This window comes from Rhodoferax sp. SPJ4 (assembly GCF_058216275.1).
The window spans coordinates 1,352,019-1,366,213 of the sequence record NZ_JBYZMN010000001.1 but is presented as its reverse complement, the minus strand read 5'-3'; the positions used below and the strand labels follow the sequence as shown (position 1 = coordinate 1,366,213).

The following is a 14,195-nucleotide window of genomic DNA, read 5'->3' as shown; positions in this document are numbered from 1 at the left end:
CTCAGTCCGCCAGGAGCGTGAAGTGTTCCACCACCGGCGGCGCGGCGAAGAAGGGGCCCACAATGGCCCGCCATTCGGCAAACGCCGGCGACTGGCGGAAATCCACCGTGTGGTTTTCCAGCGTGGCCCAGCGGATCTGCAGCAAATAGCGCTCGGGCGCCTCGATGCCATGGTGGACCGTGTGGCCCAGATAGCCCTTGGCCTGGCCAATCACGGCCTGGGCGCCATGGCGGATGGCGGCCTCGAAAGCCGCTTGCTGGCCGGGCTGGATGCGGATGTCGGCCACTTCGAGAATCATGGGATGTCCTTGAAAAAACAGGTCAGGTGTCAAAGCCCAGCAGGGTCACGCTGGCGGCCTGGTGACGCAGCGGCAGCAGCGCCTGGTAGGCCGGCGACTCGTGCCAAGCCACGGCGGCATCCACATCGGGGAAGCGGATCACCACGGTGCGGTCATGGGCGTGGGGGCCGCTGAACACCACATGCCGCTGGCCGCGGAACACGATCTCGGCACCCCAGGGCGCCAGGGTGGCGGGCACCTGGGCACAGTAGTCGGCCCACTTCACGGCGTCGAGCACGGTGATGTGGCCGATCACGTAGCCGGGCCGGGTGTCGGCGGTCTCTGCCTTGGGGGAAATCGGGGTCTGGGCCATGGGGCAGGGCGGTGGTGAAGTGTGGTCAAAGTTTAGCCCAGCGAGGCCCAAACCGCTGGGCCTCACAGCCTGGGTTTATCCTCTGGCCATGCCCGCCAACGCCCCGAATGTCCCTGTGAATGCCCCCGCCAACTGGCTGGTGCCCGACTGGCCGGTGCCGGCCGGGGTGCGGGCCGTCTGTACCACCCGGGCCGGGGGCCAATCGGTGGCGCCGTTCGATTCGTTCAACCTGGGCGGGCATGTGGGCGACGCGGCGGAGGCCGTTCGGGCCAACCGGCGCCAACTGGCCGACGGCCTGGGCGCGCGGCCGGTGTTTCTGGACCAGGTCCATGGCACAGGCCAGATTGAGCTGCAGGCCGACACGCCCGACGGCCTGGCCGCCGACGCCTGTTTCACCACGGCGCACGGCCTGGCCTGCACCGTGATGGTGGCCGACTGCCTGCCGCTGTTGTTCACCACCACCGATGGCGGCTGCGTCGGCGCTGCCCATGCGGGCTGGCGTGGCCTGGCCGCTGGCGTGCTGGCGCCGGTGCTGGCACAGATGCGGGGCCAGGCGGCCGCAAACGGCGCGGCCACGGAGGTGCTGGCCTGGCTGGGGCCTTGCATCGGACCGACGGCTTTCGAGGTGGGTCCCGAGGTGCGCGAAGCCTTTGTTACCCGCCAACTGGCGGCCGAGGCCTGTTTCCAGCCGCAGGGGGCGAAGTTCCTGGCCGACCTGCCGGCGCTGGCCCGCCTGAGCCTGCAGGCCCTGGGCGTGAGTCGGGTCCATGGCAATGACGGCAGCCCGGCCTGGTGCACCGTCAGCCAGCCCTCACGCTTCTTTTCGTTCCGCCGCGACGGCCGCACCGGCCGCTTCGCCGCCTGCATTTGGCGGTTGTGAATCACTCGGCGCGTCGGTTGCCGCGGCACGCTCTGCCGCTTCTCTGGCCTTGATGGCCTTGCGCCGCGCCGGGCTGCCCAGCAGGTAGAGCACCAGCGCCACCGGCAGCAGGCCGTACAACACAAAGGTGATGATGCCGCCCAGCACCGTGCCGCTGGCATGGGTGGCCTCGGCCACGCCCATCATCAGGGCCACGTAAATCCAGGCGATGGCAACCAGGTACATGTGAAAAAAACCTGTCAGCTTGGCGATTGAGAATGCAGAGATACTAAACTGCAACGAAGAGTGGGCCCTTCCAGGCCCCCCCGGGCCAACAGGAGACACCGATGAGCACCAACCCCTCAGAGTTTTGGGCCGAAGCCGCCCAACAGGCACAGCAGTCGCTGACCGAGAACTGGTCCAAGGCCATGCAGGCTTTCCAGGGCCTGGACCTCGGCGCCATGGGCAAGGGTCTGCCGGGCGCGGCCAGCATGCCCCAGCTCAGTTTCGCCGCCGACAAAATCCAGGCGCTGCAGCAGCAGTACATGAAGGACGCCTCCGAGCTGTGGAACCAGGGCCTGAGCGGCACCCCCACCGTGGGTGCAGACCGCCGCTTCGCCGGCGAGGCCTGGGCCAGCAACCCGATGGCCGCGTTCTCGGCCGCCGCCTATTTGCTCAATGCCCGCACGCTGATGGGCCTGGCCGAGGCGGTGGAAGCCGACGAAAAAACCAAGAACCGCATCCGTTTCGCGGTCGAGCAGTGGATGGCGGCCTCGGCGCCGAGCAACTTCCTGGCCTGCAATGCCGAGGCCCAGAAAAAGGCGCTGGAAACCAAGGGCGAGAGCATTGCCAAGGGCATCCAGAACATGCTGCACGACCTGCAGCAAGGCCATGTGTCCATGACCGACGAGAGCCTGTTCGAAGTGGGCAAGAACGTCGCCACCACCGAAGGCTCGGTGGTGTTCGAGAACGAGTTCTTCCAGCTCATCGAGTACAAGCCACTGACCGCCAAGGTTTTTGAGAAGCCCTTCCTGCTGGTGCCGCCCTGCATCAACAAGTTCTACATCCTCGACCTGCAGCCCGAGAACTCGCTGGTGCGCTACGCCGTGGCCCAGGGCCACCGCACCTTTGTGGTGAGCTGGCGCAACCCCGATGCGTCCATGGCCGAAAAGACCTGGGACGACTACATCGAGAACGCCGCCATCAAGGCCATTTCGGTGGTGCAGCAGATCACCGGCGCCAAGCAGATCAATGCGCTGGGCTTCTGCGTCGGCGGCACCATCCTCAGCACCGCGCTGGCGGTGCTGGCCGCCCGCGGTGAAGAACCGGTGGCCTCGGCCACGCTGCTGACCACCTTGCTGGACTTCACCGACACCGGCATTCTGGACATCTTCATTGACGAAAACTTCGTCAAGTACCGCGAGATGCAGATGGGGCAGGGCGGTTTGCTGAAGGGCCAGGAACTGGCGTCCACCTTCAGCTTCCTGCGCCCCAACGACCTGGTGTGGAACTATGTGGTGGGCAACTACCTGAAGGGTGAAACCCCGCCACCGTTCGATTTGCTGTACTGGAACAGCGATTCCACCAACCTGCCGGGCCCGTTCTACGCCTGGTATCTGCGCAACACCTACCTGGAAAACAACCTCATCAAACCGGGCAAGACCACGGTGTGTGGCCAGAAGATCGACTTCAACAAGGTCAAGCTGCCGGTCTACATCTACGGTTCGCGCGAAGACCACATCGTGCCCATCGGCGGCGCCTATGCCTCGACCCAAATCTTCCCGGGCAAGAAGCGGTTTGTCATGGGCGCGTCGGGCCACATCGCCGGCGTGATCAACCCGCCGGCCAAGGGCAAACGCAGCCACTGGATCGGCAGCGACACCAAGTTCCCCAAGAAGGTGGAAGACTGGATCGGCGCGGCCAAAGAGCACCCTGGCAGCTGGTGGACCGACTGGTCTGACTGGCTGCAGTCCCACGCCGGCAAGCAGATCGCAGCGCCCAAGGCGCCGGGCAAGGCGGGTTTCAAGCCCACCGAGCCGGCCCCCGGCCGCTACGTCAAAGCCAAAGCCTGAACGTGGCGCCCCCACGGTCATTCACTGCGTGTAATTCCCTGGCCCCCGAGGGGGCTAGGCCTTGCTTGGGGCGGCCCGGCGCGGCGGCCTCCCTTCCCACATCATTTGTTTGAGTTTTTTGGAGAAACACATCATGGAAGACATCGTCATCGTTTCGGCGGCACGCACCGCTGTGGGCAAATTCGGCGGCTCGCTGGCCAAGGTGGCGGCCACCGACCTGGGTGCGCTGGTGATTCGCGAGGCGATTGCCCGCGCCAAGCTGGACGCGGCCATGGTAGGCGAAGTCATCATGGGCCAGGTGCTGGCGGCCGGTGCCGGCCAGAACCCGGCCCGCCAGGCGCTGATGAAGGGCGGTGTGCCCAAGGAAGTGCCCGGCCTGACCATCAACGCCGTCTGTGGCTCCGGCCTCAAGGCCGTGATGCTGGCCGCCCAGGCCGTGGCCTGGGGCGACAGCGAGATCGTGGTCGCCGGTGGCCAGGAAAACATGAGCGCCAGCCCGCACGTGCTGCTGAACTCGCGCGACGGCCAGCGCATGGGCGACTGGAAGATGATCGACTCCATGATCGTCGACGGCCTGTGGGATGTGTACAACCAGTACCACATGGGCATCACCGCCGAGAACGTGGCCAAGGCCCATGGCATCACGCGTGAAATGCAGGATGCGCTGGCCGCCGCCAGCCAGAGCAAGGCCGCCGCCGCCCAGGCCGCCGGCAAGTTCAAGGACGAGATCGTTGGCGTCAGCATCCCGCAGCGCAAGGGTGACCCGGTGGTGTTCAACAGCGACGAATTCATCAACGGCAAGACCACCGCCGAGGTGCTGGCTGGCCTGCGTCCCGCCTTCGACAAGGCCGGCAGCGTGACGGCTGGCAATGCGTCCGGCATCAACGACGGCGCCGCCGCGGTGGTGGTGATGAGCGCCAAGAAGGCCGCTGCCCTGGGTCTGACGCCGCTGGCCCGCATCGCCGCTTTCGGCACCAGCGGCCTGGACCCGGCCACCATGGGCATGGGCCCAGTGCCCGCCTCGCAAAAGGCCCTGGCCCGTGCCGGCTGGAAGGCCAGTGAAGTGGACCTGTTCGAACTCAATGAGGCCTTTGCCGCCCAGGCCTGTGCCGTCAACAAGGCGCTGGACATCGATCCCGCCAAGGTCAACGTCAACGGTGGCGCGATCGCCATCGGCCACCCCATCGGTGCGTCCGGCTGCCGCATCCTGGTGACGCTGCTGCACGAGATGCAGCGCAGCGGCGCCAAGAAGGGCCTGGCCGCGCTGTGCATCGGCGGCGGCATGGGGGTTTCCCTCGCGCTGGAACGCTGATTTCGGGTTACAACCATTCCGGGATGGCCCTTGGAGGCCATGCCTTTTCCAATAGCAAGAACCACGGGAGATTGAAATGAGTCAGAAAGTAGCCTACGTGACCGGCGGCATGGGCGGCATTGGCACCGCCATCTGCCAGCGCCTTCACAAAGAAGGCTTCACCGTCATCGCCGGCTGCGGCCCCACGCGCGATCACGGCAAATGGCTGGCTGAACAAAAAGCCCTGGGTTACACCTTCCACGCCTCGGTGGGCAATGTCGGTTCCTGGGACTCCACCGTGGAAGCCTTCGCCAAGACCAAGGCCGAACACGGCAGCATCGACGTGCTGGTCAACAACGCCGGCATCACCAAGGACCGCATGTTCCTGAAGATGACCCGCGACGACTGGGACTCGGTGATCGAAACCAACCTGAACTCCATGTTCAACGTCACCAAGCAGGTGGTGGGCGACATGGTCGATAAGGGCTGGGGCCGCATCATCAACATTTCCTCCGTCAACGGCGAGAAGGGCCAGGCGGGCCAGACCAACTACTCGGCCGCCAAGGCCGGCATGCATGGCTTCACCATGGCCCTGGCCCAGGAACTGGCCGCCAAGGGTGTGACGGTGAACACCGTGAGCCCGGGCTACATCGGCACTGACATGGTCAAGGCCATCCGCCAAGACGTGCTCGACAAAATCGTCGCCACTATCCCGGTCAAGCGCCTGGGTCAACCGGAAGAAATTGCGTCCATCATCGCCTGGCTGGCGTCAGATGAAGGTGGTTACTCCACCGGCGCCGACTTCTCGGTCAATGGTGGTCTTCACATGGGTTGAGTGTCCCAGGGCACACCCGAAAGAACCCGCGTCAGCGGGTTTTTTCATTTCTGGTGCTCAATCAGGCCATGCCCCACAGTGTTTCCCTGATCAGCACCATCGCCGCCGGCCTCGGCCTGGCCCTGGTTCTGGGTTTTCTGGCCGCCCGCCTGCGCCTGCCCTCGCTGGTGGGGTACCTGCTGGCCGGGGTGGTGATTGGCCCTTTCACCCCCGGTTTTGTGGCCGATGCGGCGATTGCCAGCCAGTTGGCCGAGATCGGCGTCATGCTGCTGATGTTTGGTGTGGGCCTGCATTTCTCGCTGGACGACCTGCTGGCGGTGCGCAAGATCGCCGTGCCCGGCGCGGTGGTGCAGATCGCGGTGGCCACCGCCATGGGCATGGGCCTGGCCCATTGGTGGGGTTGGGGCCTGGGCGGCGCGCTGGTGTTCGGCCTGTCGCTGTCCGTGGCCAGCACCGTGGTGCTGCTGCGGGCGCTGGAAGCCCGGGGCGTTCTGGACTCGGTGAACGGCCGCATCGCGGTGGGCTGGCTGGTGGTGGAAGACCTGGTGATGGTCTTGGTGCTGGTGTTGCTGCCGCCGCTGGGCGGTTGGCTGGGCGGCCAGGGCGGCACCGATGCCAGCGCCTTGTGGAAGGTGCTGGGCCAGACGCTGCTGCAGGTGGGTGGTTTTGTGGTGTTGATGCTGGTGGTGGGCCGGCGCTTCTTTCCCTGGGTGCTGTGGCAGGTGCAGCGCACCGGCTCGCGCGAGTTGTTCACCCTGTGTGTGGTGGCGGCGGCGGTGAGCATCGCTTTCGGTGCCACCGCGCTGTTTGGCGTGTCGTTTGCGCTGGGCGCTTTTTTCGCGGGCGTGGTGATGCGCGAATCGGAGTTCAGCCACCGGGCGGCCGAGGAGTCGCTGCCGCTGCGCGACGCTTTTGCGGTGTTGTTCTTCGTCTCGGTGGGCATGCTGTTCGACCCCTGGGTGCTGGTGGACCGGCCGCTGCAGGTGCTGGCGGTGGTGGCCGTCATCGTGTTGGGCAAGTCGCTGGCTGCCGCTGCCCTGGTGCTGGCCTTCCGCTACCCGCTGAACACCGCACTCACCGTGTCGGCCAGCCTGGCGCAGATCGGCGAGTTCTCCTTCATCCTGGTGGGACTGGGCGGCTCGCTGGGCCTGCTGCCGGCCGAAGGCCAGAGCCTGGTGCTGGCCGGGGCCTTGATCTCGATTGCGCTCAACCAGGCGGTGTTTGCCGCGGTGGAGCCGCTGCAGCGCTGGGTGCTGGCCCGCTCGGCGCTGGCCCGGCAGCTGGAAACCCGCGACGACCCGCTCGCCGGCCTGCCGGTCAGCACCGAGGCCAAATACCTGTCGCAGCAGGTGGTACTGGTGGGTTATGGCCGGGTGGGGCGGCGGATTGCCGAGGTGCTGGACGCCCAGCACATCCCCTATGTGGTGGCCGAACAGAACCGCGAGACGGTGGAGGCCTTGCGCGGCCGCGGCATCCCGGCGGTGTCGGGCGACGCCTCCGACCCGGCGGTGCTGGTGCAGGCCCACATCGCCCGCGCCCGCCTGCTGGTGATCGCCACCCAGGACACGCTGGATGTGCGCCAGATGCTGGCGGTGGCCCGGACCCTGAACCCGGGCATTGAGACGGTGGTGCGCACCCACAGCGAGACCGAGGCCAGGCTGTTGCAACAGGAAAACGCCGGCACGGTTTTTCTGGGCGAGCAAGAGCTGGCCCAAGCCATGGCGCGCCATGTGCTGGCGCGGGCCAACGCGGCCGCGCCCTGAGCCTGCCACAGCCCCGGGATGGGGCGACCCATGTAGTTTCCACAATGCCGGCGAGGGTTTTTTCGCCTACAGTGCGCAGACCGGGGGCCGACGGGGCCGCCGCCTTTGCAGGAACCTGCCCATGACCGCGCCCAACCCTAACGCCAAACGCCCGCTTTACAAGTCGCTCTACATCCAGGTGCTGGTGGCCGTCGTGATCGGCGTGCTGCTGGGCCATTTCTACCCGCAGACCGGGGCCGACATGAAGCCGCTGGGCGACGGCTTCATCAAGCTGATCAAGATGATCATCGCGCCCATCATTTTCTGCACCGTGGTGGTGGGCATCGCCGGCATGGAAGACATGAAAAAGGTCGGCAAGACCGGTGGCCTGGCGCTGCTGTACTTCGAGATCGTCAGCACGTTGGCGCTGGTGGTTGGCCTGGTGCTGGTCAACCTGGCCCAGCCGGGCCAGGGCATGAACGTGGACGCCAGCACGCTGGACACCAAGGGCATTGCCGCCTACACCGGCCCCGGCAAGATGACCGGCACGGTGGACTTCCTGCTGAACGTCATCCCGACCAGCGTGGTCGATGCCTTTGCCAAGGGCGAAATCCTGCAGGTGCTGCTGTTCGCCGTGCTGTTCGGCTTTGCGCTGCACAAGTTCGGTGGCCGCGGCACGATGATTTTCGACTTCATCGAGAAAACCTCGCATGTGCTGTTCGACATCGTCGGCATCATCATGAAGGTGGCCCCGATCGGTGCCTTCGGTGCCATGGCCTTCACCATCGGCAAGTACGGCATCGGTTCGCTGTTCTCGCTGGGCAAGCTGATGGGCACTTTCTACGCCACCTGTTTGATCTTCATCTTCGTGGTGCTGGGCCTCATCACCCGGCTGCATGGCTTCAGCATCTGGAAGTTCGTCAAGTACATCAAGGAAGAGTTGCTGATCGTGCTGGGCACCTCGTCGTCGGAATCGGTGCTGCCGCGCATGATGCAGAAGATGGAAAACCTGGGCGCCCGCAAGTCGGTGGTGGGCCTGGTGATTCCCACCGGTTACTCCTTCAACCTCGATGGCACCTCGATCTACCTGACCATGGCCGCGGTGTTCATCGCCCAGGCCACCAACACGCCGATGACACTGACCCAGGAGCTGACGCTGCTGGCGGTGCTGCTGCTGACCAGCAAGGGCGCGGCTGGCATCACCGGCAGCGGCTTCATCGTGCTGGCGGCCACCTTGTCGGCGGTGGGCACGGTGCCAGTTGCAGGTTTGGCGCTGATTCTGGGCATTGACCGCTTCATGTCCGAGGCCCGCGCGCTGACCAACCTGGTGGGTAACGGTGTGGCCACCATCGTGGTCGCCAAATGGACCGGCGACCTCGACACCCAGCGCCTGCAGGCCGGCCTGAACGGTGAAACCTGGGTCGAGGCCGAGGCGCCCGAGGTTTTGCTGGACCAGAAGACCGAGCACATGGCGGTGCCCGCCAAGGGCTGAGGCCCTCAGCCGGGCTTGTGGGCGCCGGCCCGCACGCTGTCGGCCGTCTGCCCGAACAGCGCCCGCCTGGCCTCGTCGCTGAGGCCGGTGGCCCGCAATTCCTGGCCCAGCGCCAGCCCGCGTTGCACGGCCGGGCGGTCCATCAGCTGCCTGTACCAGCGCAGCACATTTGGAAAATGCTCAATCGGCGTCTGCTGGGCCTTGTGGATGCGCACCCAGGGCAGGATGGCCATGTCGGCCACCGTGTACTCGGCCCCCGCCACAAAGGCGCTGGTGCGGCCCAACTGCCCGTCCAGCACGCCGTAGAGCCGGTCCACCTCTTTGCTGTAGCGCTCGATCGCATAGGGAATGGGGTCCGGCGCATAGAGCCGGAAATGGCCGTTTTGCCCCGCCATCGGCCCCAGGCCGCCCATTTGCCACATCAGCCATTGCACCGCCTCCTGGCGGCCGCGCAGCTCGGTGGGCAGAAAGCGGCCGGCTTTTTCGGCCAGGTAGAGCAGGATGGCGCCGCTCTCAAACAAGGCCAGTGGGGGCCCGCCATCGGTGGGTTCGTGGTCGACGATGGCCGGCATGCGGTTGTTGGGGCTGATGGCCAGAAACGCCGGCGCGAACTGCTCGCCTTTGCCAATGTTCACCGGGCACAGCCGGTAGGGCAGGCCGGCTTCTTCCAGAAAAATGGAAATTTTCCACCCGTTGGGGGTGGGCCAGTAATGCAGGTCAATCATGGTCAGGCTTCCGGAAGGCGGTGCAAAGCCCATGGTAGCGGCGGCTGGGATAATCGGTGCATGACCGCCCCGTTCGTCCCTGTTCCCACTGCTGCGCACAACCCGTGGCGCCTGTCCGTGGCACCGATGATGGACTGGACCGATCGCCATTGCCGCTACTTCCACCGCCTGCTGAGCCGCCACGCGCTGCTGTACACCGAGATGGTGACCACCGGCGCCCTGGTGCATGGGGATGTGGCCCGGCATCTGCGCTTCAATGCCGAGGAGCAGCCGGTGGCCTTGCAGCTTGGCGGCAGCGAGCCGGCCGACCTGGCCCACAGCGCCCGGCTGGGCGAGCAATGGGGCTACCGCGAGATCAACCTCAATTGCGGCTGCCCCAGCGAACGGGTGCAGCGCGGTGCTTTCGGCGCCTGTTTGATGGCGGAGCCGGCGCTGGTGGCCGATGGCGTCAAGGCCATGCGGGACGTGGTGAGCGTGCCGGTGACGGTGAAGCACCGCATCGGCATCGACCAGACCGAGAGCTACGACTTTGTGCGCGACTTCGTTGGCCAGGTGGCCGAGGCGGGTTGCCAAGTCTTCATCGTCCATGCCCGCAACGCCTGGCTCAAAGGCCTGAGCCCGAAGGATAACCGCGAGGTGCCGCCGCTGCGTTACGCCCTGGTGCACCGGCTGAAGCAAGACTTCCCGCAGCTGACCATCGCCATCAACGGCGGCTTCACCACCGAGGCCCAGCTGGCCGAGCAGCTGGCCCATGTCGACGGTGTGATGGTGGGCCGCGAGGCCTACCACAACCCCTGGAGCCTGGCCGGCTGGGACCAGGCCTTCTTTGGCGCACCGCCGTCCGGCCTGAGCCGCGAGGCGGTGGAGGCGCAGATGGTGGATTACATGGCGCGCGAGGCTGTGCAACACGGCACGCCCTGGGCCAGTATCGCGCGCCACATGCTGGGCCTGCGCAACGGCTTGCCGGGCGCACGCAAATGGCGCCAGGTCTGGAGCGACCACCGCCTCAAGGACCTGGACCCGCACGCGGTGTCGGCCCTGGCGCAGGGCAGGGTGCAAGAGGCGGCCTGAGCGCCCCAAGCGGCGCGCTGGGCCAAGGCTCAGTGCAGGTCTTCGATCACCAGGCGGTGGTAGCGCTGGGCGTAGGTGAAAGGCACATGGTGCATGGCCTCCATCACGCGGCGGGTGTCGTCGTCGGTGGGGGCGTGGATCATCAGTGCGCACTGGCCTTGTTCGGCGCGTTGCTCGTACTCCAGCACGGTGGCGGCTTCGGTGCCGATGGACGGCCAGATGCTGGGGCTGTCGTGGCGCACGGTGCCGCCGATGTCGTGCAGGATGGTGTCGGGCGGCAGCATCATCACCGCGTGCTGGCTGTCGTAGCCGGTGTTGTGCAGCTCACGGTCCAGCTGTTCGGCGTCGGCCTGGCTGGGCAGCATGACAAACACGTAACCGGTGGGGTAGAAGACCCCGCGCAGGGTGAGCATCCGGTTGTTGAGCGCAAAGGCTTGCATGGCGTTCTCCTTTGCAGCGCCCCGGGGCGTTGCCGAACACCACTCTACGCCTGCGCGACGGGGTGTGCAACGGGCCCCGTGCAGGGCCGGCATGGGAGGCTCAGGCCGCTGCTTCCAGCCCGTTCTTGAAATGCGCTTGCATGCACTGGGCGGTGGCCACCGGGTCGCGGGCCACGATGGCGGCCATCACCGCCGCATGCTCCTGCAGCGATTCCTCGATGCGCCCGCTTTTCAGCAGCGAGTGGTGGCGGTTGAGCTTCATCATCTTGCGCAGGTCGGCCACCATCTGGTCGCGCCAGCGGTTGTTGGCGATTTCCAGCAGCCGTTTGTGGAAACGCTCGTTGACCTCGAAAAAGCGCTCCCGGTCTTGCTGACCGGGGCGGGCGGCGGCCTCCAACTCGGCGTGCAAGGCCTGCAGTTCGCGGATTTCGGCGTCGGTGGCGCGGCTGGCCACCACGCCGGCGGCGTCGGATTCCAGCAAGGCCAGCAGGTGGAAGACATCGGCCAGGTCGGTCTCCGAGACCTCGGTGACGTAGGCGCCGCGGCGGATCTTCATGGTGATCAGGCCTTCGGCGGCCAGCACCTTCAGCGCCTCGCGCAGCGGCGTGCGGCTGATGCCGTACTCTTCGGCCAGTTTCAGCTCGTCAATCCAGCTGCCAGGCGCCAGTTCGCGGGTGAAGATGCGCTGGCGCAGCAACTCGGCGACTTCTTCGTACAGGGCGCGGGGTGTCAGGGACAAGGCGGACATGGCAGGATTGTAGGGCCAAACAATATTTTGCATCAATAATTATGAATGATGTAAACTGGCGGCCGTTCAGAAACCGCTGTGAACCCACGTTCCATGAGCACCCCCATGAGCCCATCCACCCCCGAATTCAAACCCGCTGACCTCAACGACTGGGCCAAGGCCGCCGCCAAGTCCGCCCCGGGCGGCGACGTGAACGCGCTGAACTGGGTCACGCCCGACGGCATCACCGTCAAGCCGCTGTACACCGCGGCCGACACCGCCAGCCTGCCGCATGCCGACACGCTGCCGGGGTTCGAGCCCTTTCTGCGCGGCCCGCAGGCCACGATGTACGCGGTGCGGCCCTGGACCATCCGCCAGTACGCCGGCTTTTCCACCGCCGAAGAATCCAACGCCTTTTACCGCAAGGCCTTGGCCGCTGGCGGCCAGGGCGTGAGTGTGGCCTTTGACCTGGCCACCCACCGCGGCTACGACTCCGACCACCCGCGGGTGACCGGTGACGTGGGCAAGGCCGGTGTGGCCATCGACTCGGTGGAGGACATGAAGATCTTGTTCAACGAGATCCCGCTGGACAAGGTGTCGGTGTCCATGACCATGAACGGCGCGGTGCTGCCGGTGCTGGCCGGCTACGTGGTGGCGGCCGAAGAGCAGGGCGTGAGCCAGGACAAGCTCAGCGGAACGATTCAGAACGACATTCTGAAAGAGTTCATGGTGCGCAACACCTACATCTACCCGCCCCAGCCCAGCATGCGCATCATCGGCGACATCATTGGCTACACGGCCAGGAACATGCCGAAGTTCAACTCGATCAGCATCTCGGGTTACCACATGCAGGAAGCCGGCGCGAACCAGGCGCTGGAGCTGGCTTTCACGCTGGCCGACGGCAAGGAGTATGTGAAGACCGCCATTGCCACCGGGCTGGATGTGGACGAGTTCGCCGGCCGCCTGAGTTTCTTCTGGGCCATTGGCATGAACTTCTACCTGGAAGTGGCCAAAATGCGTGCCGCCCGCCTGCTGTGGTGCCGCATCATGAAGGGCTTCGGAGCCAAGAGCGCCAAGAGCCTGATGCTGCGCACCCATTGCCAGACCAGCGGCTGGAGCCTGACCGAGCAAGACCCCTACAACAACGTGGTGCGCACCACCATCGAGGCCATGGCCGCGGTGTTTGGCGGCACCCAGAGCCTGCACACCAACAGCTTTGACGAGGCCATCGCGCTGCCCACCGAAACCTCGTCGCGCATCGCCCGCAACACCCAGCTGATCATCCAGGAAGAGACCCACATCACCAATGTGATCGACCCCTGGGCCGGCAGCTACATGATGGAAAAGCTCACCCAGGACATGGCCGACGCCGCCTGGGCCATCATCGAAGAGGTCGAGGCCATGGGCGGCATGACCAAGGCGGTGGACAGCGGCTGGGCCAAGCTGAAGATCGAGGCCGCCGCGGCCGAGAAGCAGGCCCGCATCGACTCGGGCAAGGACGTGATCGTCGGCGTCAACAAGTACAAGTTGAAAAAGGAAGACCCGATCGAGATTCTGGAGGTGGACAACGTCAAGGTCCGCGACGGCCAGATCGTCCGCTTGAAGCAGATCAAGGCCAGCCGTGACAATGCCAAGGTGTTGGCCGCACTGGACGCGCTGACCGCCGCCGCCGAAAGTGGCGAGGGCAACCTGCTGGACCTGAGCATCCAGGCCATCCGCCTGCGGGCCACGGTGGGCGAGGTGTCCGACGCGCTGGAAAAGGTTTTTGGGCGCCACCGCGCCGACACGCAAAAGGTGACCGGTGTGTACGCTGCTGCCTATGACTCGGCTGAAGGTTGGGAACAACTCAAGACGGAAATCAACGAATTCGCCGAAGCGCAGGGACGCCGGCCGCGGGTGATGATTTCCAAGCTGGGCCAGGACGGCCATGACCGCGGCGCCAAGGTGGTGGCCACGGCCTTTGCCGACCTGGGGTTTGACGTGGACATGGGCCCGTTGTTTCAGACGCCGGAAGAATGCGCCCGCCAGGCCATCGAGAACGACGTGCACGCGGTGGGCGTCAGCACGCTGGCGGCCGGCCACAAGACCCTGGTGCCGGCCATCATTGCCGAGCTGAAAAAGCAGGGCGCGGACGACATCATTGTGTTTGTGGGCGGTGTGATCCCGCGCCAGGACTACGACTTCTTGTACGAGTCCGGTGTCAAGGGCATTTACGGCCCTGGCACGCCGATTCCGGCCAGCGCCAAAGACGTGCTGGAGCAGATCAAGAAGGCCATCGCCTGAGCGCTGGC

At 65.8% G+C, this 14,195-nt stretch carries 14 protein-coding genes; 8 read left to right on the top strand and 6 right to left on the bottom strand.

Features of this window, described 5'->3' with window-relative positions:
- Window position 1 precedes the first annotated feature (1 nt).
- Together AC4BAR_RS06650 and AC4BAR_RS06645 are read right to left on the bottom strand one after the other, a co-directional pair.
- Window positions 2-298, bottom strand: a complete 297-nt coding sequence (locus AC4BAR_RS06650; protein WP_490627022.1) for an antibiotic biosynthesis monooxygenase family protein — start codon at window positions 296-298, stop codon at window positions 2-4.
- Between the two features lie 22 nt (window positions 299-320).
- Complete coding sequence (locus AC4BAR_RS06645; RefSeq protein WP_490627021.1) at window positions 321-650, bottom strand: DUF1330 domain-containing protein; 330 nt, start codon at window positions 648-650, stop codon at window positions 321-323.
- Between the two features lie 88 nt (window positions 651-738).
- Between AC4BAR_RS06645 and pgeF the strand changes: the two genes are divergently transcribed.
- The gene (gene pgeF / locus AC4BAR_RS06640; protein ID WP_490627020.1) at window positions 739-1,530 is read left to right on the top strand and encodes a peptidoglycan editing factor PgeF; all 792 of its coding nucleotides are present in this window, start codon (window positions 739-741) and stop codon (window positions 1,528-1,530) included.
- Here the strand turns inward: pgeF and AC4BAR_RS06635 are convergent.
- The gene (locus tag AC4BAR_RS06635; RefSeq protein WP_490627019.1) at window positions 1,462-1,755 is read right to left on the bottom strand and encodes a hypothetical protein; all 294 of its coding nucleotides are present in this window, start codon (window positions 1,753-1,755) and stop codon (window positions 1,462-1,464) included. The two genes, pgeF and AC4BAR_RS06635, sit on opposite strands and share 69 nt — an antisense overlap.
- A gap of 101 nt (window positions 1,756-1,856) precedes the next feature.
- Between AC4BAR_RS06635 and AC4BAR_RS06630 the strand changes: the two genes are divergently transcribed.
- From AC4BAR_RS06630 to AC4BAR_RS06610, 5 genes are all read left to right on the top strand, one after another.
- Window positions 1,857-3,581 carry a PHA/PHB synthase family protein gene (locus AC4BAR_RS06630; protein WP_490627018.1) on the top strand — a complete coding sequence of 575 codons (1,725 nt, stop codon included), beginning with the start codon at window positions 1,857-1,859 and terminating at the stop codon, window positions 3,579-3,581.
- Between the two features lie 133 nt (window positions 3,582-3,714).
- On the top strand, window positions 3,715-4,893 hold the full coding sequence (locus AC4BAR_RS06625) for an acetyl-CoA C-acetyltransferase (RefSeq protein ID WP_490627017.1): 1,179 nt from the start codon (window positions 3,715-3,717) through the stop codon (window positions 4,891-4,893).
- A gap of 76 nt (window positions 4,894-4,969) precedes the next feature.
- The gene (phbB, locus tag AC4BAR_RS06620; protein ID WP_490627016.1) at window positions 4,970-5,707 is read left to right on the top strand and encodes an acetoacetyl-CoA reductase; all 738 of its coding nucleotides are present in this window, start codon (window positions 4,970-4,972) and stop codon (window positions 5,705-5,707) included.
- A gap of 68 nt (window positions 5,708-5,775) precedes the next feature.
- Window positions 5,776-7,470 (top strand): cation:proton antiporter domain-containing protein, encoded by a 1,695-nt coding sequence (locus tag AC4BAR_RS06615; RefSeq protein WP_490627015.1) that lies wholly within the window; start codon window positions 5,776-5,778, stop codon window positions 7,468-7,470.
- A gap of 121 nt (window positions 7,471-7,591) precedes the next feature.
- The gene (locus AC4BAR_RS06610) at window positions 7,592-8,941 is read left to right on the top strand and encodes a dicarboxylate/amino acid:cation symporter (RefSeq protein WP_490627014.1); all 1,350 of its coding nucleotides are present in this window, start codon (window positions 7,592-7,594) and stop codon (window positions 8,939-8,941) included.
- A gap of 5 nt (window positions 8,942-8,946) precedes the next feature.
- On the opposite strand, the gene AC4BAR_RS06605 is transcribed toward AC4BAR_RS06610, so the two are convergent.
- A complete protein-coding gene (locus tag AC4BAR_RS06605) occupies window positions 8,947-9,666 on the bottom strand; it encodes a glutathione S-transferase N-terminal domain-containing protein (protein WP_490627013.1) in 720 nt (239 codons plus the stop codon).
- 60 nt (window positions 9,667-9,726) lie between these two features.
- On the opposite strand from AC4BAR_RS06605, the gene dusA reads away from it, so the two are divergent.
- Window positions 9,727-10,737, top strand: coding sequence for a tRNA dihydrouridine(20/20a) synthase DusA (dusA, locus tag AC4BAR_RS06600; protein WP_490627012.1), 1,011 nt, complete (start codon window positions 9,727-9,729; stop codon window positions 10,735-10,737).
- A gap of 29 nt (window positions 10,738-10,766) precedes the next feature.
- On the opposite strand, the gene AC4BAR_RS06595 is transcribed toward dusA, so the two are convergent.
- Both AC4BAR_RS06595 and AC4BAR_RS06590 read right to left on the bottom strand, forming a co-directional pair.
- Window positions 10,767-11,177: an RNA-binding protein gene (locus tag AC4BAR_RS06595; RefSeq protein WP_490627011.1), complete on the bottom strand. Its 411-nt coding sequence runs from the start codon at window positions 11,175-11,177 to the stop codon at window positions 10,767-10,769.
- A gap of 100 nt (window positions 11,178-11,277) precedes the next feature.
- Window positions 11,278-11,925 (bottom strand): GntR family transcriptional regulator, encoded by a 648-nt coding sequence (locus tag AC4BAR_RS06590; RefSeq protein WP_490627010.1) that lies wholly within the window; start codon window positions 11,923-11,925, stop codon window positions 11,278-11,280.
- Window positions 11,926-12,030: 105 nt separating this feature from the next.
- On the opposite strand from AC4BAR_RS06590, the gene scpA reads away from it, so the two are divergent.
- A complete protein-coding gene (gene scpA, locus AC4BAR_RS06585; protein WP_490627009.1) occupies window positions 12,031-14,187 on the top strand; it encodes a methylmalonyl-CoA mutase in 2,157 nt (718 codons plus the stop codon).
- Window positions 14,188-14,195: the final 8 nt, after the last annotated feature.

Bases quoted from the DNA above. Each gene is read 5' to 3' on its own strand.
- pgeF (WP_490627020.1), top strand. From the start codon at position 739: ATGCCCGCCAACGCCCCGAATGTCCCTGTGAATGCCCCCGCCAACTGG.
- AC4BAR_RS06650 (WP_490627022.1), bottom strand. From the start codon at position 298: ATGATTCTCGAAGTGGCCGACATCCGCATCCAGCCCGGCCAGCAAGCG.
- AC4BAR_RS06590 (WP_490627010.1), bottom strand. From the start codon at position 11,925: ATGTCCGCCTTGTCCCTGACACCCCGCGCCCTGTACGAAGAAGTCGCC.
- phbB (WP_490627016.1), top strand. From the start codon at position 4,970: ATGAGTCAGAAAGTAGCCTACGTGACCGGCGGCATGGGCGGCATTGGC.
- AC4BAR_RS06625 (WP_490627017.1), top strand. From the start codon at position 3,715: ATGGAAGACATCGTCATCGTTTCGGCGGCACGCACCGCTGTGGGCAAA.
- AC4BAR_RS06610 (WP_490627014.1), top strand. From the start codon at position 7,592: ATGACCGCGCCCAACCCTAACGCCAAACGCCCGCTTTACAAGTCGCTC.
- AC4BAR_RS06615 (WP_490627015.1), top strand. From the start codon at position 5,776: ATGCCCCACAGTGTTTCCCTGATCAGCACCATCGCCGCCGGCCTCGGC.
- AC4BAR_RS06635 (WP_490627019.1), bottom strand. From the start codon at position 1,755: ATGTACCTGGTTGCCATCGCCTGGATTTACGTGGCCCTGATGATGGGC.
- dusA (WP_490627012.1), top strand. From the start codon at position 9,727: ATGACCGCCCCGTTCGTCCCTGTTCCCACTGCTGCGCACAACCCGTGG.
- AC4BAR_RS06595 (WP_490627011.1), bottom strand. From the start codon at position 11,177: ATGCAAGCCTTTGCGCTCAACAACCGGATGCTCACCCTGCGCGGGGTC.
- AC4BAR_RS06605 (WP_490627013.1), bottom strand. From the start codon at position 9,666: ATGATTGACCTGCATTACTGGCCCACCCCCAACGGGTGGAAAATTTCC.
- scpA (WP_490627009.1), top strand. From the start codon at position 12,031: ATGAGCCCATCCACCCCCGAATTCAAACCCGCTGACCTCAACGACTGG.
- AC4BAR_RS06645 (WP_490627021.1), bottom strand. From the start codon at position 650: ATGGCCCAGACCCCGATTTCCCCCAAGGCAGAGACCGCCGACACCCGG.
- AC4BAR_RS06630 (WP_490627018.1), top strand. From the start codon at position 1,857: ATGAGCACCAACCCCTCAGAGTTTTGGGCCGAAGCCGCCCAACAGGCA.